The 25,696-nt window shown below is 41.8% G+C and carries 16 protein-coding genes, 1 tRNA gene and 2 pseudogenes; 12 read left to right on the top strand and 7 right to left on the bottom strand.

Features of this window, described 5'->3' with window-relative positions:
* Positions 1-70: 70 nt before the first annotated feature.
* On the bottom strand, positions 71-298 hold the full coding sequence (locus L0B17_RS14735) for a hypothetical protein (RefSeq protein WP_235085822.1): 228 nt from the start codon (positions 296-298) through the stop codon (positions 71-73).
* Between the two features lie 95 nt (positions 299-393).
* Entirely contained in the window at positions 394-1,719 is a 1,326-nt protein-coding gene (gene xseA, locus L0B17_RS14730) for an exodeoxyribonuclease VII large subunit (RefSeq protein ID WP_235085820.1), read from the bottom strand.
* A gap of 118 nt (positions 1,720-1,837) precedes the next feature.
* Here xseA and guaB point away from each other — a divergent pair, with 118 nt between their 5' ends.
* The 3 genes from guaB to tadA all read left to right on the top strand — a co-directional run bounded on the left by guaB (position 1,838) and on the right by tadA (position 5,645).
* A complete protein-coding gene (gene guaB, locus L0B17_RS14725; protein WP_235085818.1) occupies positions 1,838-3,310 on the top strand; it encodes an IMP dehydrogenase in 1,473 nt (490 codons plus the stop codon).
* A 111-nt stretch (positions 3,311-3,421) separates the two neighbouring features.
* Positions 3,422-4,999, top strand: coding sequence for a glutamine-hydrolyzing GMP synthase (guaA, locus tag L0B17_RS14720; protein WP_235085817.1), 1,578 nt, complete (start codon positions 3,422-3,424; stop codon positions 4,997-4,999).
* A gap of 151 nt (positions 5,000-5,150) precedes the next feature.
* Positions 5,151-5,645, top strand: a complete 495-nt coding sequence (tadA, locus tag L0B17_RS14715; RefSeq protein WP_443019957.1) for a tRNA adenosine(34) deaminase TadA — start codon at positions 5,151-5,153, stop codon at positions 5,643-5,645.
* Positions 5,646-6,032: 387 nt separating this feature from the next.
* Here tadA and mltF read toward each other — a convergent pair whose 3' ends face one another.
* A complete protein-coding gene (mltF, locus tag L0B17_RS14710) occupies positions 6,033-7,478 on the bottom strand; it encodes a membrane-bound lytic murein transglycosylase MltF (protein ID WP_235085815.1) in 1,446 nt (481 codons plus the stop codon).
* A 425-nt stretch (positions 7,479-7,903) separates the two neighbouring features.
* Between mltF and purL the strand changes: the two are divergent.
* The 4 genes and pseudogenes from purL (at position 7,904) to cydX (ending at position 15,726) form a co-directional block, all read left to right on the top strand.
* Positions 7,904-11,783, top strand: a pseudogene (purL, locus tag L0B17_RS14705) (phosphoribosylformylglycinamidine synthase).
* A gap of 1,099 nt (positions 11,784-12,882) precedes the next feature.
* On the top strand, positions 12,883-14,439 hold the full coding sequence (locus L0B17_RS14700) for a cytochrome ubiquinol oxidase subunit I (RefSeq protein ID WP_235085813.1): 1,557 nt from the start codon (positions 12,883-12,885) through the stop codon (positions 14,437-14,439).
* A 15-nt stretch (positions 14,440-14,454) separates the two neighbouring features.
* Entirely contained in the window at positions 14,455-15,594 is a 1,140-nt protein-coding gene (gene cydB / locus L0B17_RS14695) for a cytochrome d ubiquinol oxidase subunit II (protein ID WP_235085812.1), read from the top strand.
* Positions 15,595-15,609: 15 nt separating this feature from the next.
* Complete coding sequence (cydX, locus tag L0B17_RS14690) at positions 15,610-15,726, top strand: cytochrome bd-I oxidase subunit CydX (RefSeq protein WP_235085810.1); 117 nt, start codon at positions 15,610-15,612, stop codon at positions 15,724-15,726.
* 174 nt (positions 15,727-15,900) lie between these two features.
* On the opposite strand, the gene L0B17_RS14685 is transcribed toward cydX, so the two are convergent.
* Positions 15,901-18,966, bottom strand: a complete 3,066-nt coding sequence (locus tag L0B17_RS14685; protein WP_235085808.1) for an efflux RND transporter permease subunit — start codon at positions 18,964-18,966, stop codon at positions 15,901-15,903.
* Positions 18,963-20,096 (bottom strand): efflux RND transporter periplasmic adaptor subunit, encoded by a 1,134-nt coding sequence (locus tag L0B17_RS14680; protein WP_235085806.1) that lies wholly within the window; start codon positions 20,094-20,096, stop codon positions 18,963-18,965. Before L0B17_RS14680 ends, L0B17_RS14685 begins: the two co-directional genes overlap by 4 nt.
* A 189-nt stretch (positions 20,097-20,285) precedes the next feature.
* On the opposite strand from L0B17_RS14680, the gene L0B17_RS14675 reads away from it, so the two are divergent.
* Positions 20,286-20,924, top strand: a complete 639-nt coding sequence (locus L0B17_RS14675; protein WP_235085804.1) for a TetR/AcrR family transcriptional regulator — start codon at positions 20,286-20,288, stop codon at positions 20,922-20,924.
* A 132-nt stretch (positions 20,925-21,056) separates the two neighbouring features.
* A complete protein-coding gene (locus tag L0B17_RS14670; RefSeq protein ID WP_235085803.1) occupies positions 21,057-22,034 on the top strand; it encodes a DUF6268 family outer membrane beta-barrel protein in 978 nt (325 codons plus the stop codon).
* A 103-nt stretch (positions 22,035-22,137) separates the two neighbouring features.
* On the opposite strand, the gene L0B17_RS14665 is transcribed toward L0B17_RS14670, so the two are convergent.
* Together L0B17_RS14665 and L0B17_RS14660 are read right to left on the bottom strand one after the other, a co-directional pair.
* Positions 22,138-22,590 carry an LPP20 family lipoprotein gene (locus L0B17_RS14665; protein ID WP_235085801.1) on the bottom strand — a complete coding sequence of 151 codons (453 nt, stop codon included), beginning with the start codon at positions 22,588-22,590 and terminating at the stop codon, positions 22,138-22,140.
* Entirely contained in the window at positions 22,587-23,297 is a 711-nt protein-coding gene (locus L0B17_RS14660) for a FlgO family outer membrane protein (protein WP_235085799.1), read from the bottom strand. Before L0B17_RS14660 ends, L0B17_RS14665 begins: the two co-directional genes overlap by 4 nt.
* Before the next feature lie 334 nt (positions 23,298-23,631).
* On the opposite strand from L0B17_RS14660, the pseudogene L0B17_RS18320 reads away from it, so the two are divergent.
* The 3 genes and pseudogenes from L0B17_RS18320 (at position 23,632) to L0B17_RS14645 (ending at position 25,634) form a co-directional block, all read left to right on the top strand.
* Positions 23,632-24,770: pseudogene (locus L0B17_RS18320) on the top strand (flagellar assembly protein FlgT).
* A 185-nt stretch (positions 24,771-24,955) separates the two neighbouring features.
* Positions 24,956-25,031, top strand: a tRNA-Arg gene (locus L0B17_RS14650).
* Positions 25,032-25,154: 123 nt separating this feature from the next.
* Positions 25,155-25,634, top strand: a complete 480-nt coding sequence (locus L0B17_RS14645) for a DUF2947 domain-containing protein (RefSeq protein WP_235085798.1) — start codon at positions 25,155-25,157, stop codon at positions 25,632-25,634.
* Positions 25,635-25,696: the final 62 nt, after the last annotated feature.

Genomic DNA, 25,696 nt, shown 5'->3' with positions numbered 1-25,696 from the left:
TGTATTTACTAACAAAAAAACCACCTTGCGGTGGTTTTTTGTTACACAAACTATTAGTGTGAGAATATAGTTATGTTGTTGATATTGTTTTATTATCAGTTACAACAATATCTTTTTTAAGTATTAATACTATCATTATTATAATACTTATTAATGGAATGAAGCTGGTAATAAAGCCAATGACTGTCATCAATACAGGCGTTTCCGTTTTACGTCTTGCAAGTAAAGCAATAATGATAGTCGAGATGGGGATCCAGACAATCAAAAGTTGACCAAGTACAGTTACATTAATATTCATCGTTAGAAGTCCTTATCTATAAAACTAGGCTTAATTTAACTTTTTTGTTATTTTTGAGCAACCTAAATGATACATTCCATAAGTCGTTTATATATTTAAATCACTTTTGATATAACTTCGCCCTTTTTCAACTGGGTTGTAAGTAGATCGCCTGTATTCACCTTAGTGGCATCAGTTAACACGTTATCATTGTGTTTGGTTATCGAGTATCCCCTGGTTAAGGTTGATAACGGACTCACGGTCTCTAAGTGGTGCACCGCGTGTTTGAGGCGTAACTCCGCATGGTTAAAATACTGTTTAGCTGCATCATTAAAGCGCGTTTCTAAAAATTGCAGACGATTCGCCTCGACTTTTAAACTATTCACAGGTGAACATTGCTGTAGTCGGCTATGTAATTGCTGTTGTTGCATCGCTAAACGGTTTAAACGATGTTGTAAGGCATTTTGTAACCGCATTTGCATTTCATCAAAACGTTGCTCAAATTGTTGTAAGCGTCTAGCGGGATCATGACGTTGTAATTGATGTTGCAATTGACTTAAACGGCTTGATTGATGCAATTGGTAATGGCGAATACTTTGATGCAAACGCGACAGCATTAAAGCCAGTTTTTCAGTCTTATTGCCTTTGTCTTTTGATAAGAGTTCCGCGCCAGCGGAAGGTGTTGGTGCGCGCACGTCAGCAACATAGTCGCTGATAGTGGTGTCTATTTCATGCCCTACAGCACTGACAACGGGAATTGAGCTGTTATAAATAGCATGGGCGAGTAATTCACTATTAAAGCACCACAGGTCTTCTAATGAGCCACCACCTCGGGTTAATAGTAATACATCCACTTCAAGGCGCCGATTAGCTATTTGAATCGCATTACAAATTAACTGACTTGCTGGACCACCTTGTACTTGTGTAGGGTAAACAATAACTTCAATAGAGGGATCACGCCTTGCAAGCACATGCAATACATCACGCAGCGCAGCACCAGTGGCTGAGGTTATCACCCCAATACGTTGGATATTATCAGGTAAAGGGCGTTTAGTTTCTGCGGCAAATAACCCTTCTGCTGCCAACTTCATTTTAAGGGCTTCATATTCTTGGGCTAATAAACCATCACCGGCTGGCAACATAGATTCAATTAATAATTGATAATCACCACGAGGCTCATACACGCTGATCGCGCCTTTAACTAACACTTGCTGGCCGTTAACTGGACGAAAACGCACTGCTTGGTTACGGCCTTTAAACATAGCACAACGAATTTGAGAGAAATTATCTTTAAGGGTCAAATACCAATGACCAGAGGAGGGCGATGAGAAGTTTGAAATCTCGCCATTAAGCCAAATTTTACCCAATTGACCCTCAAGAATTAGCCTCACTTCGCCGTTTAATTTGGAGACGGTATAAACATTGTTTTTTGTGGCACTCATGACTGTTCTTATTATAAGGGTAATAAAAAGCTATTTTCCATTTACCAACTGCAATATGCAAGGTATAATCTCGCCGCAATATTTCACCTCAAATCCTACTTACTAGGGAGATGTTGCCATGCTACGTTTACTGAAAGATGCACTAACCTTTGATGATGTGTTGTTGGTTCCTGCCCACTCGACCGTACTCCCTAACACCGCAGTGCTTAAAACTCGTTTAACCAATAAAATCGAACTAAATATTCCACTTGTGTCAGCTGCTATGGACACTGTGACAGAGTCTCGTCTTGCTATCGCGATGGCGCAAGAAGGTGGCTTAGGTTTTATTCATAAAAATATGAGTATTGAGCAACAAGCCGAAGAAGTTCGTAAAGTTAAAAGCTATGAAGCCGGTATCGTGCAAGACCCGGTTACCGTAACACCTGCAACAACCTTGACTAATCTACGTGAGTTAACTGAACGCAATGGTTTTGCGGGTTATCCTGTTGTCAATGATGCACATGAACTTGTGGGTATTATTACGGGCCGTGACGTACGTTTTGTGACTGATTGGAGCAAAACCGTTGCCGACATGATGACGCCTAAAGATCGTTTGGTCACTGTCGCTGAAGGCACTAAGTTAGATGAAGTGCAAAAGTTAATGCATGCTCATCGTATTGAAAAAATTCTTGTGGTTGACGGTAACTTTAAACTTAAAGGGTTAATCACAGTTAAAGACTTTGAAAAAGCCGAACGTAAGCCAAATGCATGTAAAGACGAATTAGGTCGTTTACGTGTGGGCGCAGCTGTTGGAGCTGGTCCTGGTAATGAAGAACGTGTTGATGCTTTGGTTAAAGCCGGTGTTGACGTGTTATTGATTGACTCATCACATGGTCATTCTGAAGGCGTATTACAGCGCATTCGTGACACCCGCGCTAAATACCCTGAGTTACAAATTGTTGGCGGCAACGTGGCAACCGCTTCTGGCGCGTTAGCGTTAGTTGAAGCCGGCGTCAACGCAGTCAAAGTGGGTATCGGCCCTGGTTCAATTTGCACTACGCGTATTGTTACAGGCGTAGGCGTACCACAAATTACAGCCGTATCTGATGCTGCAGAGGCCGTGCTTGCATTGGGTATTCCAGTTATTGCCGATGGTGGTATTCGTTTTTCTGGTGACTTAGCGAAAGCATTAGCCGCTGGCGCATCATGTATCATGGCCGGTTCTATGTTTGCCGGTACTGAAGAAGCACCGGGCGAAACTGAGCTCTATCAAGGTCGTGCTTATAAATCATACCGTGGTATGGGGTCACTTGGCGCAATGGGTCAAACTCAGGGCTCATCAGATCGTTATTTCCAAAGTGACAACGCTGCGGACAAGCTAGTTCCTGAAGGTGTTGAAGGTCGAGTGCCTTACAAAGGTAAGCTAAAAGAAATTATCCATCAACATATGGGTGGCTTACGTTCATGTATGGGGCTAACAGGTTGTGCGACGATTAAAGACTTAAATGAAAAAGCACAGTTTGTAAAAGTGACTTCAGCTGGTATGGGTGAATCACATGTGCATGATGTGACTATCACTAAAGAAGCGCCGAACTACCGTTCAGGTTCTTAATCGATTAGTTTTCAATGAATAGAGTGACATAAGTCGCTCTATTTGACGCTATTTCAAATGGCTTAAACACTGTGTTTAGGTTATGCATTAATCAATATTTGAAGGTACTCCATGAGTAATATCCATGAGCATAAAATACTGATCCTTGATTTTGGTTCTCAGTACACTCAACTTATCGCCCGCCGTATTCGTGAAATTGGCGTTTATTGTGAGTTATGGGCCTGGGATGTGAGCGAAGAGCAAATTCGCGGTTTTGCCCCAAATGGTATTATTTTAGCCGGTGGTCCAGAAAGTGTCACAGCTGCAAATTCACCTCGCGCACCAGAATATGTGTTCAATGCAGGCGTACCTGTATTAGGTATTTGTTACGGCATGCAAACCATGTCTGAGCAACTTGGCGGTAAAGTAATTCAAGGTGTGGGTGAGGGGGAGTTTGGCTATGCTCAAATAGAGTTACAAACTACCTCGGCATTATTTAAAAGCATTGAAGATGCGATTAGCGCAGAAGGCAAACCACTACTAGATGTGTGGATGAGCCACGGCGATAAAGTGTCTGCCATTCCTGAAGGTTTTGTTGCAGTTGCTAAAACTGATACCTGTCCTTTTGCGGCAATGGCCAACGAAGACAAAAAATTCTACGGCGTACAATTTCACCCAGAAGTGACCCACACTCGTCAAGGTCAACGTATGCTTGAGCATTTCGCCCTTGAAATTTGTGGTTGTCCTGCTAACTGGAAACCGTCATCTATTATTGAAGATGCCATTGAGCGTTTAAAGAAACAAATCGGTGATGATGAAGTTATTCTTGGTTTATCTGGTGGGGTAGATTCATCGGTTGTGGCCATGCTGCTGCATCGTGCTATCGGTGACAAGTTAACCTGTGTGTTTGTTGATAACGGCCTATTGCGTTTAAATGAAGCTGAGCAAGTATTAGAAATGTTTGGCGATCACTTTGGACTCAAAATTGTTCATGTTGATGCTGAAAATCGTTTCCTCGATGCGCTAGCATCAGAAGCTGAACCTGAAGCTAAACGTAAAATTATTGGCCGTGTGTTTGTTGAAATTTTTGATGAAGAATCGAAAAAATGCGCCAATGCAAAGTGGTTAGCCCAAGGTACTATCTATCCTGATGTGATTGAATCAGCAGGTAGCGCCACAGGTAAAGCCCATGTGATTAAGTCGCATCACAATGTGGGTGGGTTACCTGCCGACATGAAGATGGGTTTAGTTGAGCCATTACGTGAATTATTTAAAGATGAAGTGCGTAAAATAGGGCTTGAGTTAGGCTTACCATATAATATGCTTTACCGTCATCCATTTCCAGGGCCAGGTCTTGGGGTGCGTGTACTCGGTGAAGTGAAGAAAGAATATTGTGATTTACTGCGCCGTGCTGACGCTATCTTTATTGAAGAATTACACAAAGCCGATTTATACAATAAAGTTAGCCAGGCATTTACGGTGTTTTTACCTGTACGCTCTGTTGGCGTGATGGGTGATGGCCGTAAATATGATTGGGTTGTATCACTGCGCGCGGTAGAAACTATCGATTTTATGACAGCGCATTGGGCACACTTACCTTATGAATTCTTAGGTCGTGTATCGAACCGCATTATCAACGAAATTGATGGAATTTCACGTGTGGTTTACGATATATCAGGTAAACCACCTGCAACGATTGAATGGGAATAATGCGATAGCATTAAGCCGCCTGTTTATTAATAAAAAGACGCTTCGGCGTCTTTTTTATTTGCTAGAATAGCGCCGTACAATCATTGCCTAGGTTAATAAAGTGATAAACACCCCAGAAAAAGACACCCAAGCAGCTATCGACATTAAGTGGATGCGTGTTGCCATACAACTTGCTGAACTCGCAGAGTTGAAAGGCGAGGTGCCTGTTGGGGCTGTATTGGTCAAAAATGATGTGATGATCGCCAGTGGCTTTAATTTAAGTATTTTAAATCATGATCCTACCGCACACGCCGAAATGGAATGTATTCGCCAAGCGGGTCAAATGTTGGCTAATTATCGCATGTTGGATACCACCTTATATGTCACCTTAGAGCCTTGCACTATGTGTGCAGGTGCAATAGTGCACAGCCGTATTAAGCGGGTGGTTTACGGTGCAGATGATTTAAAAACGGGTGCTGCGGGTAGCGTGATGAATTTACTACAGCATACGGCATTTAATCACCAACTGGAGGTGACATCGGGCTTACTTGCTGCAGAATGTGGTCAACAGCTAAGCGCTTTTTTCTCTCGTCGCCGAGCAGAGAAAAAAGCACTAAAACAACTCGGTAAATTAGCCGTTAGTTCAGCACATGCTAAAAACGGTTAGGTTTACCATGGTGATTCAACGTTATTTGTTGGTAAGTCTGTTTATTTTTTAGCGGTATTTGACTCAATAAACTACCGGTTATAATGGTTGTTTAAGTTATTGATTTATTATAAGTTAGTTTGTCTCGGAATTAGCTCGCCAAGCATTAACTAACCAAGTTATGGATTGATGCTATGGTAATCATTTATGCGTAACTTTACTGCGATAAAGAATAAAATGGATGCTTAAGCATCTGGGTTTTGAAAAGAGAAAAAAGAATGCTGCCTATTCTTGATGCGTCTTTTTTGAAGTTTCAGCATCACACGTCTGCGCGACATAAAATTACTTGTTAGTGGTCTTTTCATCATAACTCCATATATATTTTAGGCGGATATAACATCAAAAGTCCTAGCCTTTGGGGGCTGCTATTGAGTCTGCTATTGGTTCTATATTGTCGGCAATCGCTTCAGTTGTTGGTGCTGAGTCGATAATGTCTATTTGCTTAGTTTGATCGTCTATCCAGACGAGCGTGTCATAATAACGACGAATACTATCAACGTAATGTACCGCTTCACTTCCACGGGCATAACCATAGCGCGTTTGTTTATAGTATTTAGATTGCTGTAATAAAGGTAATACTTTTTTGACATCTCGCCAAGCGTTAGGATCCATTCCCATTGACTCCGTGAGCCGACGTGCATCTTCTACATGGCCCAAACCAATATTGTATGAGGCAAGGGCAAACCAAACTCTTTGGCTTTCAGGGATAGAGTCGGGTAATCGGTCTAGCATATCTTTTAAATAAAATGCCCCTCCGCGTATACTTTGCTCTGGATCAAGGCGATTATCAACTCCCACGTAAGCCGCTGTAGGCAGCGTTAACATCATCATGCCCCTAACACCTGTGGGTGAACGAGCCGAAGGATTCCAATGGGATTCTTGATAGCTGGTGGCGGCTAACTTACGCCAATCAAGTTCGCCAGAATATTGTTCAAACATGCTGCGGTATTCAGGGAGTATATTATCGATAGCACGGATAAAGGCGCGAGTGTCGACATAATCAAACCGTTTAACGTGACCAAAATACTTTTCGTTTAAATGCTCTAAGGTGCCAGCGCGTTTTTCGTTATGCCAAAAAGCTAACAATTTACTCATTAAGCGATCGTTCTCATCGGGTGGTAACAACCACACGACCTCAAGTTTCTCTTCTAAAATGATACCTGCACGTAATTCGGGTAAAAAACGTTGATTGATTAATAAGCTGTTTGAATCGGCAATAGTGTAGTTAATGTCACCATTGGCGACTAAGGCAAATAAATCTTCATAGTCTTTATCGTTGACTTGATTCCACATCAAATCAGGATGGTTTTTTTGCAGTTGCGTTAACGTGTGAATAGACGATGAATTAGACACAACAGTAATTTCACCCGCTAGGTTGGCAATATCTTTAGGCTCTGGGGTACCTTCTTTATACACCAGTACTTGATTGACCTTGTACATGGTTGGGCCAAGTTTAAATTGTTTTATACGATTAGGCGTTTTGGCTATACCCGCAGCGATAATGTCAATTTTACCTTGCTTGAGCGCGCTAAATAATTGTTTACGGTCAGTGAATGGCACCATTTGTAATGGCAGACCGAGATAGTCGGCAAACTTGTTTGCCATTTCAAAGTCAAAACCTGACTCTCCCAACTCTTCCGAGTTAAGATAAATTTGTGGTCCATAAAGCGTTCCGACACGAAGTTCAGTGCGCTTTGAGACTGGAGATATAATGTCTTCTGCTTGTTGTTTATCGGCTTGTTGACAGGCCGATATAAAAATAACAAACAAAATGACGAATAGTTTTTTTGTCATGTTTTTCAATAGATTATTTAATAAAAAAGGTTGCTGGGAATCGAAATAAATGGCTGTTGTAAGCTTAGACTGAAAGAGTTAATCGTTAAGCTGTTGGGTTTTTTATGCCGCCTACTTTAGCAGGAGTTATTAAAAACGCATAGCGTTGGTTAAAATAGCAGCAGTTTTGCGGCGTTAAATGATGAAAATGCTTTGTCAATGTTGTGCCTATGTTACGACTAAGGTGCTTAACTAGGTTAATTATCTATACCGTTTAGTATAGATACTAGATTGACTTTTTGGGTTTATCTTTGCTTTATTGTCTGGATATTTTGTCTATTAGGAAACACTGTTTTCAAACCGCATGGTAGGTGATTTGTACCGTGCAATTCCCTATAATAGCGCCAATTCTAGCCCACATATATTATCAAAGGTGAATAGACGTGATGGAAATCATTCGCGGAGCCCCAGCACTTTCTGCATTTAGAGTTCAAAAACTCATCGAGGCCTGCGAAAACGCGGCGCTTTCTGTGACCAATATCTACGCTGAATATACCCATTTAGCCGATTTGACTGAACAATTAGATGATAACGAGCGTGTTCAGCTTGAACGAATTCTTACCTATGGCCCTGCCATTGAGTCCCACGCCCCACAAGGACAGTTAATTTTTATCGCGCCTCGTCCTGGCACTATTTCGCCTTGGTCTTCTAAAGCAACTGACATTGCCCGTAACTGTGGCTTAAATAAGGTAAAGCGTTTAGAGCGTGGTATCGCCTACTATGTTGAGTCTCAAGCATTAACGACTGAGCAATATGCCCAGTTAGTTAGCTTATTACATGACCGCATGATGGAAGTTGTACTTAATGATTTTGCTGCTGCTGAGGTGTTATTCACCCGCACTGAACCGGCTAAATTTAAAAGTGTAAACATTCTTGCTGAAGGTCGCCGTGCATTAGAAGTGGCTAACGTTAAATTAGGTTTGGCGCTTGCTGAAGATGAAATTGACTACCTAGTTGAAAATTTTGTGCGTTTGAAGCGTAATCCGAATGACATCGAGCTAATGATGTTCGCTCAAGCAAACTCTGAACATTGCCGCCATAAAATCTTTAATGCCGATTGGACTATTGACGGTGAAGTTCAGCCAAAATCATTGTTCAAAATGATTAAGAATACCTTTGAAGTGACGCCAGATTTTGTGCTGTCAGCTTATAAAGACAATGCAGCGGTAATGACCAGGCCTGTAGCCGGTCGTTTCTTCCCAGATCCTGATGGTGTTTATAACTATCACACCGAACCTATGCATATATTGATGAAAGTGGAAACCCACAATCATCCAACCGCAATTAGCCCATATCCTGGTGCCGCTACTGGTTCTGGTGGTGAAATTCGTGATGAAGGCGCTACTGGCCGAGGATCGAAACCTAAAGCGGGGTTAACCGGCTTTACTGTTTCTAACTTAAAAATTCCGGTTTTGTTCACCCATGGGAAGATAATTACGGCAAACCTGACCGTATTGTGACGCCACTTGAAATTATGCTAGAAGGCCCACTGGGCGGCGCAGCATTTAACAACGAGTTTGGACGCCCTGCTATTACCGGTTATTTCCGTACTTACGAGCAGCAAGTGTCTAGCCATAATGGTGTCGAAGTGCGTGGTTATCATAAGCCAATCATGATTGCCGGTGGTTTAGGTAATATTCGTGATGAACATGTGCAAAAAGGCGAAATTACCGTTGGCGCTAAGCTAATTGTATTAGGCGGCCCCGCAATGAACATCGGTCTTGGTGGTGGTGCAGCGTCTTCTATGGCATCTGGTCAATCAAGTGAAGATTTAGATTTTGCTTCAGTACAGCGTGAAAACCCAGAAATGGAACGTCGCTGTCAGGAAGTAATTGACCGTTGTTGGCAGTTAGGTGATGCAAACCCAATTCAATTTATTCACGATGTGGGCGCAGGTGGGTTATCAAATGCCTTCCCTGAATTAGTCAATGATGCAGATCGCGGCGGGATATTTAATTTACGCAACGTACCATCAGATGAGCCAGGTATGAGCCCGCTTGAAATTTGGTGTAACGAGTCACAAGAGCGTTATGTGCTTTCAGTTGCGCCTGAAAATCTACAGCAATTTGCAGATATTTGTGCCCGTGAGCGCGCACCGTTTGCTGTAGTGGGTGAAGCCACTGCAGAAATGCATTTAACCCTTGCTGACAGTCACTTTAATAACAAACCTATTGATTTACCGCTTGAAGTATTATTAGGCAAAGCGCCTAAAATGAGCCGTGATGTGGTGTCTGCTAAAGCCATTTCTCCTGCGTTAGATCAAGCTAAAATTGACGTAAAAGAAGCGGTTAAGCGTATTTTAACCCTACCAACGGTTGCAGATAAAAGCTTCCTAATCACTATTGGCGACCGTTCAGTAACGGGTTTAGTTAATCGTGACCAAATGGTTGGCCCTTGGCAGGTACCTGTAGCTGATTGCGCGGTAACGGCATCAAGCTATGACAGCTACTGCGGTGAAGCAATGTCGATGGGCGAGCGTACTCCGTTAGCCTTACTGGATTTTGATGCTTCTGCCCGTATGGCGGTGGCTGAATCAATCATGAACATAGCTGGTACTGATATTGGCTCGTTTAAGCGCATTAAGTTGTCAGCTAACTGGATGTCGCCAGCGGGTCACCCTGGTGAAGACGCCGGTTTATATCAAGCGGTTAAAGCGATTGGTGAAGACTTATGTCCAGAGCTTGGAATTACCATTCCGGTAGGTAAAGACTCAATGTCGATGAAGACGGCTTGGGAAGATAACGGCGTGCAAAAAACCGTGACTTCACCTATGTCGTTAGTCATCACCGCATTTGGTGTAGTACAAGACATTCGTAACACAGTTACACCAGAACTTCGCACTGATAAAGGCGATACCGCTTTATTGATGCTCGACTTAAGCAATGGTCAAAACCGTTTAGGGGGTTCTTGTTTAGCGCAGGTTTACAGTGAATTAGGTGATATTGCGCCAACATTAGATAAAACCGCTAACCTAGCAGGCTTCTTTGAAGTGATGCAAAAATTAGTGGCTGATAAGGCTGTTATTGCTTATCACGATCGCAGTGACGGTGGTTTATTCACCACATTAGTGGAAATGGCATTTGCCGGTAACAGCGGCTTAAACATCGATCTTGCCACGTTAAACGGTACTGATTTAGAGCGTTTATTTAACGAAGAATTAGGTGCTGTTATTCAAGTGAGTCAAGCTGATGCTACAAGCATAGCGGCTCAGTTTGAAGCTAAAGGGGTAACTTGTCATCATATTGGTGGTCTACAAACTGCTGATATGATTAACATCACTGACGGTCAGCGCGTTATTTTTGCCGATACTCGCACCGCTTTACGTACCTTATGGTCTGAAACCACTTATCGTATTCAAGCGTTACGTGACAACCCTGAGTGTGCTAAAGAAGAGTTTGCCCTTAAGCAACAAGCTGACGCACCGGCTTAACCGTTAAGTTAGCTTTTGATCCAAGCCTTGACGTTGCTGCGCCTTACATCTTAAAAGGTTTAGCGCCTAAGATGGCTATTTTACGTGAGCAAGGTGTTAACTCTCACATTGAAATGGCTGCCGCATTTGACCGTGCAGGCTTTGAAAGCCGCGACGTGCACATGTCAGACATTTTGTCAGGACGTATTAGCTTAGAAGAATTCCAAGGGCTAGTGGCTTGTGGTGGTTTTTCTTACGGTGATGTATTAGGTGCTGGTGAAGGTTGGGCTAAATCCATTTTATTCAACAGCCGTGCCCGTGATGAATTTAGCCGATTTTTTGAGCGCGACGCTAGCATTGCCTTAGGCGTGTGTAATGGTTGTCAGATGTTATCTAACCTGAAAGAGATTATTCCAGGTAGCGAGCATTGGCCACACTTTGTCCGTAACCGCTCAGAGCGTTTTGAAGCGCGTTTCAGTTTGGTTGAAGTGCAGCAAACACCTTCGGTCTTTTTTGAAGGCATGGTCGGTTCGCGTATGCCTATTGCTGTGTCACACGGTGAAGGTTTAGCGGAGTTTGCCAATGCACAGGCGTTAGCAAAAGCTGAAGCGTCAGGCACGATTGCACTGCGTTATGTGGATGGTCATGGTCAAGTTGCTAGCCAATATCCATTAAACCCAAATGGTTCACCAAATGGGTTAACAGGTGTATGTACTACTGATGGCCGCGTGACGATTATGATGCCACATCCTGAGCGTGTATTTAGAACTGTAGCTAACTCTTGGCACCCAGAAGAGTGGGGCGAAGATAGCCCATGGATGCGTATGTTCCGTAATGCAAGGGTTAAGATTGGTTAGTGAATCTTTAGCTTAGTGCGGTACATTGAAGCAATAAAAAGGTGACTATTTATAGTCGCCTTTTTTATTTTTTCGCTAGAAAATTTCCATACGTCCAGTGATAGAACTGTAGGCGTAAAAAAGCCCATTCAGTGATGAATGGGCTTTTTTGTCTCAATCATCGTATTGTTAAAAAAGACGATGATTGGCTATTTTGCGTTAACAAAACATCAAATAGGATGAAACGGGTTATTTCATTTCTTTTGCGTTGTACATCTCAACAAAAGCACGTTTGTATAAGTTGACAACGTTTTCAAATAATTTAGTCATAGCAACATCTCTTTAATCAATAAGTTCAGTAATTGAACGATAAAAACACCTTGGGTTTAAGATAACGACTCCCTGGCATGTATGCTGCTCGTTTTCTTAATATACATATGATACTGAGATTCAAGTGTAGACTCAAACTAGTAAAAATGATTTTTGTCATTAGTTTAATTAATGTCTGATTGTGTTGGTTTTATTTTGATTTTGGTTTTTATCTTTCTATCTTGTTGATTTTAAGGTTGTTGTGCGTTCAATGGTGTTTTGTTTATTTTTAAATAATTAATCCATTTTTATTTAATCTGGTTATTTTATACTTTTTGTTAACAATATGCCTAAAGTTGCAGGTTTTATTGTTTGTGAGCTTAGATCGTTTTTCTGTTTCCTAGCAATTAGCAAGTTTTTGTCAATATCTAAAGGTAGGGGATGGGTGTTATCGTCAAGAAGACGATTTTTTATGCTTAAATTGTGAGCCTTCTGAGATTTAAATTGAAAGGTGATAAAAGTTACTTTGTTTCTAAATAGATGATTTTTATTGCAAAAATACTATCCGTTTGAAAAATCTAATGATTATCACATTTTTGATGAAAAAGTATGACCTTTTGATTAATTATACCTTAATATGTATACCGTTTAGAATTGGACTTGAAAACGCAGGCAAACAGATTAATTTATCATTTTCCATACATTGGTGAGTTGTTCATTGCTTCAATATGACAGTTTTCAGGTATAACATCATTATGGTAACTGTGCGTTGCTGTGTAGTATTTGGTTGTACTGAAATAAGGAGTCGCCAATGATTATTGAAGAAGTTGTTGATCTATCGCGTTTGCAATTTGCGCTGACGGTCATGTATCACTTTCTATTTGTTCCACTCACCTTAGGTTTGGCTTTTATTCTGGCAATTATGGAATCACTTTATGTGATGACCGATAAGCAGATATATAAAGACATGACTAAATTTTGGGGTAAATTGTTCGGAATTAACTTTGCTTTAGGTGTTACCACCGGTTTAGCAATGGAGTTTCAGTTTGGTACTAACTGGTCCTATTTCTCCCACTATGTTGGTGATATTTTTGGTGCGCCACTAGCGATTGAAGGCTTAATGGCATTCTTCCTAGAATCAACTCTAGTGGGTATGTTCTTTTTTGGATGGGACAGGTTCAGTAAACGTCAACATTTAGCGGTAACCTGGTTAGTCGCGCTTGGTTCTAACATGTCTGCGTTATGGATTTTAGTCGCCAATGGTTGGATGCAAAACCCTGTAGGGTCAGTGTTTAACTACGAAACTATGCGCATGGAAATGACCAGCTTTGCAGAAGTGGTTTTTAATCCTGTCGCTCAAGTAAAGTTTGTTCATACCGTGGCATCGGGTTATGTTGCTGGTGCTATGTTTGTATTAGCCATAAGTTCTTATTATATCCTTAAGGGGCGAGATTTACCTTTTGCGCGTCGCTCATTTGCAATTGCAGCAAGCTTTGGTATGGCATCTATTTTATCGGTTATCGTGTTAGGTGATGAATCCGGTTATAAAGTCGGTGAAGTACAACGTGTAAAGTTAGCGGCAATTGAAGCTGAATGGCACACTGAACCTGCTCCTGCAGCATTTACTGTTGTAGGCCTCCCTAATCAAGAAACAATGGAAACTGATTACGCAATTAAAATTCCCTTCGCGATGGGGATTATTGCCACACGCTCTTTAGATGAGCAAGTGACGGGGATTATTGATCTAATCGATGAGCATGAAGTGCGTATTCGTAACGGTATGATTGCCTACTCCTTTCTTACTCAATTACGTGCCGGTGATGACAGTCAAGCGTTACGTGATAATTTTGAGGCGACCAAACATGACTTAGGCTATGGCCTGTTGTTAAAGCGTTACACCGACAACATAGTTGATGCAACAGAAGAGCAAATTAAAGCCGCGGCCAAAGACTCTATTCCTAACGTAGCACCGATATTTTGGTCGTTCCGTTTGATGGTGGGGTCGGGCATGTTAATGCTGTTTATCTTTGCTGCGGCATTCTGGCAAAGTACGCGTCATCAAATAGCAGAGAAAAAATGGGTACTTAAAGCTGCGTTGTATGGTTTGCCATTGCCTTGGATTGCCATTGAATGTGGTTGGTTTGTGGCTGAGTATGGTCGTCAACCTTGGACCATTTCTGAGGTGCTACCTACCTATATGTCGGCGTCTAGTTTAACGGTCTCCGATCTATGGTTCAGTATTATTTCAATTACCATTTTCTATGCAATTCTATTGGTAATAGAAATGTTCTTAATGTTTAAGTATGCCCGTCTTGGACCAAGTAGTATGAAGACAGGTCGTTATCATTTTGAAAACCAAGATGCCTAATCAAAGGAGCTAATTATGTTTGATTATGAAGTATTAAGATTTATCTGGTGGGCATTAATTGGTGTGCTGTTTATTGGCTTTGCCGTAACAGACGGGTTTGATATGGGGGTCGGTGCCTTATTACCCATTATTGGTAAAGATGACACCGAGCGCCGTATTATGATCAACACCATCGCGCCCCATTGGGACGGAAATCAGGTGTGGTTAATTACTGCCGGTGGCGCCTTGTTTGCAGCCTGGCCAATGGTTTATGCGGTATCATTTTCAGGTTTTTATGTCGCGATGATGTTGGTATTGTTTGCCTTGTTCTTGCGTCCAGTTGGGTTTGATTATCGTTCAAAAATAGAAGATCCAAAATGGCGTAAGTCATGGGATTGGGCATTGTTTATTGGCGGTTTCGTGCCTCCACTGATCATTGGTGTCGCCTTTGGTAATTTACTTCAGGGTGTACCGTTTAACTTTGATGAGTTTTTACGGGCTAAATACCATGGTGGATTTTTTGGGTTATTAAATCCATTTGGATTACTCACAGGTCTTGTGTGCGTTAGCATGATCATGATGCATGGTTCAGCCTGGCTGCAAATGAAAACCGAAGGTGAGTTACGTGTTCGTGCAGCTAACATGACCCAAATTTTTGGCAGTTTGTTAGTGGTGCTATTTGCTGCTGCTGGTGTGTGGTTAGCCAATGGTATTGATGGTTACGTGATTACTTCAACACTTGATTTGGCGGGACCTTCAAATCCAACCACTAAAACAGTTGCAGTTGAAGCGGGCGCCTGGCTGGTCAATTATGACAAGTATCCGGTGACCATGTTATTCCCTGCGTTAGGTTTATTAATGCCTATATTCGCTATTTTTGCTAGCCGATTTAACCGCAGCGGATTTGCGTTCTTTTTTAGTGCATTGGCAATAGCGGGTGTAATTTTAACCTGTGGTGCCGCTATGTTCCCATTTGTTATGCCATCATCTTTAGAGCCTAATGTGAGCTTAACCATGTGGGATGCAACCGCCAGTCAAATGACCTTAAAAGTAATGACCTTTGCAGCGATAATCTTTATACCTACGGTATTAAGCTATACCATTTGGACTTATTACAAGATGTATGGCCGCTTAAATCGCAACTTTATTGAAGACAATAAGTCATCACTTTATTAATAGGAGCAATCATCTATGTGGTATTTTGCGTGGATTCTAGGGGTGTTACTGGCTTGTTCTTTTGGCATTATTAATGCACTTTGGCTTGAAAACACTGAAAATATGGACCGTAAAGAGAATGGCGAAAGCTAACGGCTGATAGTGATTAAGTTAAAAACCCGCTAAATATAGCGGGTTTTTTTATGGTTAATGGTCGACTATTTTAAATAGAGCTGCAGAATTAACTAAAAAAATAACAGTGGCATGTGCCCATGCCACTGTTATAAAACAAATTTAGTGGTATGAATCCTATGTCCTTTATGATGCTTATATCGCTATTGATTGCAGTGGTGAGCCTTTCGGCTTCATCAATAGTCGATACATCACTGGCACCCAAACCAAAGACAGCATAGTGGTTAGCAAGGTTCCGCCCGCTATCGCAATTGCAAAGGGAGGCCAAAAACCGCCGCCCGCAATGATTAACGGTAAAAAACCGCCGATAGTGGTAATGGTTGTCGACCCAATATGGCGACCACAGCTGCTGACGGTATTGACGATTAAGGTCATATTCCCTTGCCTAGCTTCGGGTAAGTCCTCAAGTTCAGCCAGAATAACAATAGCGGCATTAATGGCTAATCCCATTAAACCTAGTAAACCAATAATAACCGTAAAACCAAATGGGTAACCAAACACAAACACCACTAATAAACCCAGTCCGGCTGATTGGATGGCGCTTAATAAAATAATACCGGTTAGCCTGAATGAGTTAAACGACAGTACCACAGTGGTGAGCAGTAAGGTGACCACCACAACCACGTTTGACAGCAAATTACCTACCGCTTCATTTCGTTTAGCACTTTCGCCGCCAACTTCAATTCGATAGCCCGAGGGTAAATTAATATCGGCTAGCTTTTGTTTGACATCATTTAGCACCTGAGCGGGTAGTACGCCACTGGTAATATAAGCTTCAATGGTATTGACCCGTTCACCATTTCGACGGGGTATCGCACCGCGACTGACACTTATTTCATTATAAGATAGTGCCGACAATGGAATGCCTGTACCTGTAGGGGACACCAGGTTAAGTTCGGCTAAGCGGCTTGCTTGCTCGCGGCTGTTATCGCCAAGTCTGACTCTAATTGGTAAAGACTCTGTTTGTTCTAAAATACTGCCGCCAATCATTCCGGTTGTGGCCATTTGCACTTGATTGGCAATGTCGGTCAAGCTTAGGCCACTCATCAAGCTGGCGTCTTCATTGACCTGTAGCCACAATTTTGGCGCGCCAGGTGATAGGGTGCCACGGGTATGAATAACATCCGGTGTTGCAATAAGTAGCGCGCGCACTTGATCGCCAATTTCTTTTAGCGTGTCTAGGTTAGGTCCAAAAACTAATAACTCTACCGGCGCATTAAACGGTGGGCCTTGTTCTAGCTTGCGCACTAAAATTTGTGCCTGTGGAAATGCAATGTCTAGCTCGTTTTGTAATCGTGGTATCAATTGATTAGCCGTTTCAAAGTTTGCTGCTTTAACCATTGCCTGAGCGTAGTTTGTCGCCCCTTGTTGACGCTGAGTGAGGTTGTAGTAAAAAGAGGGGGTATTGCCACCCACAACCCAAGTGACTTCAGTAATGTCAGTTATCTGTTGGAGTTTTTTATCAATAAAACTTACTTGCTGGCGGGTGTTTTCAATACTCACTTGTGGGGCAAGATGGACTTCAATTTGAAACATATCTCTGTCAGATGGCGGGAAAAACTGCTCGGTCATTTGTCCAACCGCCATAAAACCACTGACCGGTAAAATACCCACCACTAATGCGGTTAACAGCGGTCGTTTTAGTGCAAATTCCAAACTGGCTTTAAAGGCATTGCCCAAACGTGGAAATGCCATTCCTTGTTGATACCATGCGGTAGCGGGCTCGCTGCGACTAAAGCGGCCTGCAAGGCCGGCAATAAGCGTATGGGAAATAATATAGGAACCTAAAAGCGCGAACATTACTGAAATAGCAATACCGCCAACAAACTCACCCGCGGCACCAGGCATTAGCATAATTGGCGCAAAGGCAAGCATGGTGGTGATGGTCGATCCCGCTAAAGGCAGCCATAAATGATGCAGAGTTTTCGATACGGCTTCTAGTTTGCTCATCCCTTGTTGGCGTCTTTGTGCTATCGCATCAACAATGACAATGGCGTTATCGACCATTATTCCCAGTGCAACGACTAATCCCGTCACCGACATTTGGTGGATCGGCAAGCCGGTGTATTTCATACAGGCTAAGGTAAATAGTGCGGTTAATGGTAAAGATAACGCGACAATTAATGCGTTGCGTAGACCCAAGGTTAACATCAGTACCGCGACAATAATCACAAAGCCTTGCAGTAAATTAATCACTAAATCGCCTAATCGGACGCTGGTGTAACCTTGTTGATCAAATAGCCATTGTACTTTTATATTTGCCGGTAAATTCTGTGAAAAAGTCTCAATGGTGTCAGCCACATGTTGTTGCCACACATCTACTCGATGACTATTGAGCATGGTCGCGCCAATCAATACACCTTGCTGGCTATCAATCAGGGCAATACTGCTTGCAGGGGTTTTAGATTGTCGGCTAATTTTTGCAACATCGCCTAAGCGAATGATTTGACCATCATAGTCAACCTTTAACGGCACTTGGCGAATACGGCTTTGCGAGTCGAGTTCACCAGACACTTCGACTAGGGCACGAAATTGATCGTTATTGATTTCACCTGCGGAAATTTTACTGTCTGCATTGGTCAGAATTTGGGCAATAGTGCCTGGCGTTAATTTAAGTTGGCTAATTTTATTGCCGTCTAACTCAACTAATATCTCTTCTTCTGGCGCGCCATACAGTCTGGCAAAGTCTGTACCAGATAATAATCTAATTCGGCTTTCTAACTCTTTGGCATAGCGGTTTAAAATATCACTTCTTACTGGTGTATCGTCAGCCCACACCACCCCTAAAATAGCCGTGCTAGCATAACCAAATTGATCATCTAAAGTGCTGTTTTGTGCTTGTGCGGGTAAGTTACGTTTGGTATCAGCAACGAGATCTCGGGCCCTTGACCATACAGGATCAGTGTCTGTGATGGTGTCTTTTAGTTCGAGTTGGATAACTGAAATGCCAGGGCGAGAAGTAGACTGAACTAGCTTTAACTCTTCTAATCGGCGCAGTTGAGTTTCTAACTCTTCGGTAACCAGCGCTTCTACGCGTTCGGCTGACGCGCCAGGGTAGTGGGTTATAACCGATGCAAAGCGATTGGTTATATGGGGATCTTCAGTGCGGGGTAAACTTGAAATCGCGCCAAGACCTGCAACAAGTAGCAGTGCGATAAATAGACTGGTAAGGCGACCATTTTCTAAAAATGCTTTAATCATAGTGCTTCCGCCATCACGGTTTTCACCGGCGTAACAACTTGGCCTACGACTAATTTATGTAATCCTTTGGCAATGATGGTGTCATCAGCGCTAATTGCACCTTGGATATAAGCTTGGTCTTTATTAGTGTAAATAATTTCAACATCACGGCGTTCAATAGCATAGTGATTACCACCACCGCTAGCATCGGCTTGTTTACTTAACACAAATATATTCCACAATCCTCTCACACCATCTGTTAATGCCGAAATAGGCACCCAATAGCCAGCCATTTGGATGTTTTGATTGTATTCAAGGTAAGCAATTTCACCATTCAGTACAGTGGCATCATTGGGTAAACTTATCCGCAACTGCACTGTACGCGTAATACTATCAACTTCAGCACTGATCCCGGCAATGCTGCCATTGAGGCTTTGGTCACCGACACGGATAAGAACTTGCTGTTGATGAGTTAGTCCTTGTGCCACAGTAATAGGCACGCCGATATAGGCTTGTTGTTGATCATTGCCGATTAAAGTAAACACTGGACTGCCTAAACCAATCACTTCACCCATATTGTGATGTCTTTTACTGATTTTGCCGTTAAAAGGGGCGATTAAAGTCGATTTTTCAATTTTAAGGTTGGTGGCGTATAAGCTGGCGTTTAATCTTTGAGTGTTGGCTTGTAACCCCGTCACTTGCTGCTTAGTCTCATCTAATTGTTGTTCGGAGACGTAATTTTTATCTTTTAATGCCAAGGTGCGTTTTAGGGTGCTTTGGGCAAGATCTAGGTCAGCTTTTGTTTGTTGAAGACTCGCTTCAAGTTGTTGTTTTTCAGCCTGAAGTAAATTGGTATCTAGTGTGGCAAGTGTTTGCCCTTTAATTACGCTATCACCACTATCGACATTTATGCCATTCAGTTTCCCCGCAAGCTCAAAACCAATACCTGTTGTATTAGCAGAACGGATGATACCAGTGTAGGTTTGTTTATGTGAATAAGACGAGGATGCCATGATATTTGAGGTCGCTACCGTTTGATAACTAACAGATTCTGAATGCTGCTTAATCTCTGAGCCACAACTGCTAACGAGCAATATGCTTAATAGGCCTACCATATATCGATGCACTGAGCGGGTCGATTTATGTTCCATGATTGTATTCTCCAATGGGATCGAGCGTGTATTACACGTTAATTAACCAAATAGTCTGTTTAGGTTAACTATGTAACTTTAATGTTAACTAGACTGCCTAGTCTAGTTTTAAGGAACTAGACTGTCCAGTCCATTTCGTGATTAAATAGTGTTATCTGTTTGGCTGATGTGACAACTTACGGGGAAAAGATGACAGAAGAACAAACATTGACCCAAAATAATCAAGTGACCTTATCTAAAAGTGAGCAGAAGCGAGCGCAAATTTTGCAATCCGCCATTGATCTATTTTGTCATCAGGGCTTCCCTAATACGAGCATGGACGAGGTGGCTAAACATGCGGGTGTATCAAAGCAGACTGTTTATGCTCATTTTGGCTCTAAGGATGATCTTTTTGTTGCCTCAATAGAATCTAAGTGTGTAGTGCACCAGCTGACAGAAAATTTGCTAGTGGATGCTACCAACCCTGAATCTGTATTAACCTCATTCGCTCAACATTTTGGCGCCATAATAGTATCAGAAGAAGCGATAACCGTTTTCACTACTTGTGTAGCACAAGTTGACACCCATCCAGAAGTATCAGCCCTTTTTTATGATGCTGGTCCGAAGCATATTTTAAATTTAGTCAGTGGTTATCTCAAAAAGGTTAATCAGCATGGCAAGTATTATTTTGATAACCCTCATGACAGTGCGGTGCGATTAAGTTTAATGTTGTTTGGTGAGCTGAGAATGCGTTTAGAGTTAGGTTTACCAACAACGGATCTATTACTGAAAAGACAAGCGTATTTAACTGAAACCGCGGTGATGTTTTTAAAAGCGCACAAGCTATAACCGTTAGAGCTTATAAGTCATGTTATGACGGGGAAAGTATGATGTTATTGAACCATTTTGTAGCATAATACGTACTAAATTTAAGACCACACTGTCCTGAGACAGCTGTTACCCTACAGAGGATGCTTTAGAATGACTACAGCACGTCATATTAACTCACCGCTAAATCAAGTTAAGCCATATCAATCTAGCCAAAGTTATTTATCCCAAATGAACATGTTACCTTTATTGGTGACTGGGTTGGTGGCAGGGTTAAGCTCTACAAGTATGAGTGCAATAGCATCTACATCAACGCCAGAACGTGCGCCTTTTGAGCTCAATATCGCCCGTACCAGCTCGCAAGCTGCCACTGTGGGCGAAAATGATAATGAATTAAAGCGTGATGTTTGGACCGCTAAGCTATCCGCCTCGATGCCGCTTAATAAGCAATGGATGATTGGCGCTAACATTGGCTATGATAATCTTGACTATGGTTGGCGTATTAACCAACAAACTCCCTTAAGAACGAATGCTGTACCTTGGTCTTCTATTAATCAATACAGTGCGGGCTTATCTTTGATTTATCGCCCAGATAATCAATGGATGTTCATGCTTGCCCCCCAAATGAAATATGCCTACGCAAATACCGCATCATCGTCAAACGCCCAAAGCTATGGGGTAATTGCATCAGGTATGTACCGTTTTAAATCAGGTAATATGTTAGGGCTTGGGGTGGCTTATCTTAATGATATTTCTGAAGTGCGAACGGTTCCGTATCTTGCTGTACGTTGGCAGATTAACGATAAGTGGGTACTTTCTAACCCGTTTCAAGCTGGATTCAGTGGTCCAGCGGGTTTAGAGTTAACTTATCAGTTTTCAAAAGATTGGAACTTCGGCGTGGGAAGCTCTCGTCGAACCGAACGTTTTTTAATTGAAAATGATGATACCACCATTGAAATTGAAGAGTGGGTTGGTTTTTTACGCGCAGGATGGAAAATTAGCCAAAGTGTCAGCTTGAATGCGTATACCGGTTACTATTTTGGCGGTGAAATGGAATTAAGTGAGCCAAAAACAACAGAAGATATCAGTAACCAAGTCGCAGCGGGGTTATCGTTTAAAGTCAAATTTTAAACTGTTAGCTAATTATCGAGTCGCCATTATAAATATCGCTGCTCGACACACCAATACGGCGCAATATTTTGCGCCGTATTGGTGATAATTAATGGAACTGGTATTAAAAGTAGGTAACTTCTTTTATACGTTTAGCGCGGTTTTGTTGTTCGTATAAGTGCCACACTTGTTCAAAATCTAATTCAAGCTCAGTGACATAAAAATCGCCAGAAGGGTAGGTTTTAACCACTTTTGCACCACGAATAATGCCACTAACAGATGATTTAACACTATCGTTAGTGAGTAGCCACTCACTAACATTGCTGACAGCGTCAATCTTCTGCCCATATACTTGTTCTGCTAATTCACGATACGCCGCCACTTTTGATGCTTGCATGGCCATCAACACTTTATGCGATTCAACATTACTCGGTTGGGTAGCCAGTGGCGCATAGCCAATAGCAGAAATTTTAGGGAAATGCTTTGGAGCCTCGGTTTCCCATTGCACATATTTATCATTGCTTGTACAACCTAGCATTAAAAAACTTAGCACTGTTACGAGTATTAGATTTCTCATTGCTTGTCTCCTATCACAGTATAACGACTGTCTTTAACATTCTCTGTTCGATAAATTAACCCATCACGAGTTTGCACTTTATTGGCGGGCAAAACATAGCCAGATAAACTTTTGCCAGCTACAAAAGATTGCACCGCAGACACCACACGATTATTGGTTATATCCACCACCCGACCATTAAAATTCACCCCTTCATTAGTGAGATTTAATGTTGACACTAATACATGGGACACAGGCATGTCAGTGGGAAGTTGTTCCCAGTTGCGGCTTAATATCAACTCGCCCTTTTCTGTTGCACGCAGTGAGGTCGACACATTAAGATCAACTAAATTGAATTCATGGGCGTGAAATGCGCTCAGTAAACTCTGCTGTAACTGCAGTGCTAATTCATTAGTTTGATTAAAATCACTGCTCATTACGGGCGTAACAATTAACAAGGGCTGATCAGGGCGCAGGGCATCATTTTGTAATACTAACTCATTGACTAATTTTTCAGCCCAAATATTAATTTGTCCCTTGGGTGCTAAGCCCGAGGCATTAATATCATAAACCAGTTTTTCCTGGTGCACGTCATCCGCGTCTTGATAGCCAACAAGTTGACCATTTTGTGTATAGTCCAAATTTGCTGCAGGGTTTAGAGTATTGCTGCACCCAGCAAGCCCCATAGTAACTAGCATCAGAGCGAGAATAGAAAGCTTGTGCTGCATGATTGTGTCCTTCGCGTCTGTCTAAAAAACAATATTATTCAGTTGATATTGTTATATCGGCATCGCTTAAATATTCTTTACCTTTATAAAGGGCTGTTTGTTTTCCAAAGGAGAATCAATAAATCGTAGACTATTTAAGCTCGCCGTAGTCTAAAAAATATTAGGCACAGTTTTTGCTTATAACTTGTTAGTAACGGATTACAACGCTGTATCCGCGATGTAATCTACTGTTTAGTGGTACAACTGACAGATATCTGACGCAGGGTGAAATATGGTATATGCATTAAATAACAAGTTTACACAATACTCGTGGCCTAAATGGTGTCGGGCGTTGATGCTATTGCCTGTGTTATTAAGTCCTTATTCAATTGCTGAGCAAATTGAAGTCACAGGTACTGCCAAAATTGTCAATGGTAATCTAGATAAAGCGCGCGAAGATGCGATTAACCAAGCACTAAACTACGCCAGCTTAAGGGGCGGTGTTAACTTTTCCAGTCAGCAACAAATTACTCAAGGTGCACTGACACTAGATACTTTTTCAATGCAACGAATGGGCGCAGCCAATAATATTGAATTGCTGAGCGAGCTAGTTAGCAATAATATTATAACGGTTATTTTGTCGCTTAATATTGATGAAGAAAGCGAAACAGAGCAATGCCAGGCCCAGTCATTAAAGGCGGCTATTATGTTACCCCAGGCTGATATAGCGGATAGAACACAGCTAAGCAATGGTCATTTATCAGGGTTTAATAAAGCTTTTACGCTCCAATTTGGTAAGGCTATTAATCAACAATCAAGCGCAAGTTTTGCCAAAGTACATGCAGATGAACGCTTAGATACCGCCAATGAGCTGGTTAATTTTAAAGGTTATAGTATACCCAGTTGGCTTGGTGAAATTACCGATAGCCAATATATATTGAAATCTGACATTATTGATATGTCGACAGAACCCTACACCAGCAGTTTTATGGGCTTTGTTGATGAAATACCCTTACGTCAATTTAGTTATGAACTAACCCTATATCATGGCATCAGTGGTGAAGAGGTGTGGTCACAAACATTTTCCACCACAGCCCCTGGGAGTTTGAACGTCAAGAAACCGTAATGCCAAACAGTCAGCGTTTCTGGTCTTCATCTTATGGGCAAGCAATCAGTAACCAGCTACAATTAAGTGTTATGTCACTTGATAATGCACTCAAGTGTCGTCCGTTATTGGGGCAAATTATTGCTAGGCAAGGGGATAGAGTGATTATCAATTTAGGCCGCAAAAATGGTGTTAAATTGGGTGATAAATTTCAATTGGTGTTACAAAAAAATATCCCCGACCGTCTCAATATCATGCGTGCTGTGGTGACGAACAACCGCACTGAAATTGTCATCGATCAAGTCAGCGAAGGCACAGCTACCGCGATGATTGAAAACATTGATGCCGCCGATAACATTCAGGTTCACGATATAGCCATCAAATTGTAACAGCTTGGGTATTTAGATATTTAGATATTTAGATATTTGAGTGTTTCGGTGTTCAAATCAAACAAAAGGTAAGTAACGGTTTATGCATATGAAATGAGTTTAATTATTAAGCAATTAAATCTAAACGATTTTAATCGCGTTTAAGCTCTTTTCATCACGCTGAAAACCAGTATAATCATTATCGTCTTCCTATAGCTCAACAGGATAGAGCAGCCGCCTCCTAAGCGGTCGATCGGGGTTCGAGTCCCTGTGGGGAGACCATATTTCTATTTTATCTTTAGTTATAAATCCGCTTTTGAAATTTTTTCCTGTAGCGCTCTATCGCAGTTCCTACCATTTTAAAGCTATAATGGCTCTTTATTTTTAATTACTAGGAGTCGTTGTTTGTCGCACTCATATATTCCGTTTGAACTTTATAAACGTAAATGGATTTTTAACCATAAAGATTTGCCTGTGTCAGATGATGATAAAGCGATGATTAAGCCTTTGTCAGATAAAAGTGCAATGGAAGTGTGGAACAAGTGGATAAGCAATAAAAGCAGCCGAACAGAACAATTTACTAAAGGTGATTGGCCGGCAAAACAAGATGCATGGAGCGCGACTGAGCATTGGCAAGCTGCTTGGGATGCGGGTGATAATACCTTACCTGAAGCTATTATTGATCACATTCAATGGAGTGATGATACAACAGTGTATTTTTGTTATGAAAAGTATCAAGTTATCGAAACTCGCTGGGATGTGTTTGTACGTAATTGGAAATGTTTTCTATTTTTTGATGATGGTCCTTTATTAGTTTCTCCTCAACAGAAACAAGCGATTATGTTTGAGCAAAATGGGCAATATAAATTAGGAACTCGCGGCTAATTTTCCGTTATCTTGGCTAACGTGTGTTTAGCCACGTTCAAGTTTTCAGTAGATAAGAATGT

It is taken from the genome of Shewanella sp. OMA3-2 (genome assembly GCF_021513195.1).
Taxonomy (GTDB): Bacteria; Pseudomonadota; Gammaproteobacteria; order Enterobacterales; family Shewanellaceae; genus Shewanella.
Note: the sequence above shows the minus strand (reverse complement) of the source record. Positions and strands in the feature narration are given on the sequence as shown.

What these genes read in the sequence shown, in the direction of transcription:
- L0B17_RS14700 (WP_235085813.1), top strand. Translation starts at nt 12,883, where the DNA reads ATGATTATTGAAGAAGTTGTTGATCTATCGCGTTTGCAATTTGCGCTG.
- tadA (WP_443019957.1), top strand. Translation starts at nt 5,151, where the DNA reads ATGCGTGTTGCCATACAACTTGCTGAACTCGCAGAGTTGAAAGGCGAG.
- xseA (WP_235085820.1), bottom strand. Translation starts at nt 1,719, where the DNA reads ATGAGTGCCACAAAAAACAATGTTTATACCGTCTCCAAATTAAACGGC.
- L0B17_RS14680 (WP_235085806.1), bottom strand. Translation starts at nt 20,096, where the DNA reads ATGGAACATAAATCGACCCGCTCAGTGCATCGATATATGGTAGGCCTA.
- cydX (WP_235085810.1), top strand. Translation starts at nt 15,610, where the DNA reads ATGTGGTATTTTGCGTGGATTCTAGGGGTGTTACTGGCTTGTTCTTTT.
- L0B17_RS14685 (WP_235085808.1), bottom strand. Translation starts at nt 18,966, where the DNA reads ATGATTAAAGCATTTTTAGAAAATGGTCGCCTTACCAGTCTATTTATC.
- L0B17_RS14675 (WP_235085804.1), top strand. Translation starts at nt 20,286, where the DNA reads ATGACAGAAGAACAAACATTGACCCAAAATAATCAAGTGACCTTATCT.
- L0B17_RS14665 (WP_235085801.1), bottom strand. Translation starts at nt 22,590, where the DNA reads ATGAGAAATCTAATACTCGTAACAGTGCTAAGTTTTTTAATGCTAGGT.
- L0B17_RS14735 (WP_235085822.1), bottom strand. Translation starts at nt 298, where the DNA reads ATGAATATTAATGTAACTGTACTTGGTCAACTTTTGATTGTCTGGATC.
- L0B17_RS14670 (WP_235085803.1), top strand. Translation starts at nt 21,057, where the DNA reads ATGACTACAGCACGTCATATTAACTCACCGCTAAATCAAGTTAAGCCA.
- guaB (WP_235085818.1), top strand. Translation starts at nt 1,838, where the DNA reads ATGCTACGTTTACTGAAAGATGCACTAACCTTTGATGATGTGTTGTTG.
- mltF (WP_235085815.1), bottom strand. Translation starts at nt 7,478, where the DNA reads ATGACAAAAAAACTATTCGTCATTTTGTTTGTTATTTTTATATCGGCC.
- L0B17_RS14660 (WP_235085799.1), bottom strand. Translation starts at nt 23,297, where the DNA reads ATGCAGCACAAGCTTTCTATTCTCGCTCTGATGCTAGTTACTATGGGG.
- guaA (WP_235085817.1), top strand. Translation starts at nt 3,422, where the DNA reads ATGAGTAATATCCATGAGCATAAAATACTGATCCTTGATTTTGGTTCT.
- cydB (WP_235085812.1), top strand. Translation starts at nt 14,455, where the DNA reads ATGTTTGATTATGAAGTATTAAGATTTATCTGGTGGGCATTAATTGGT.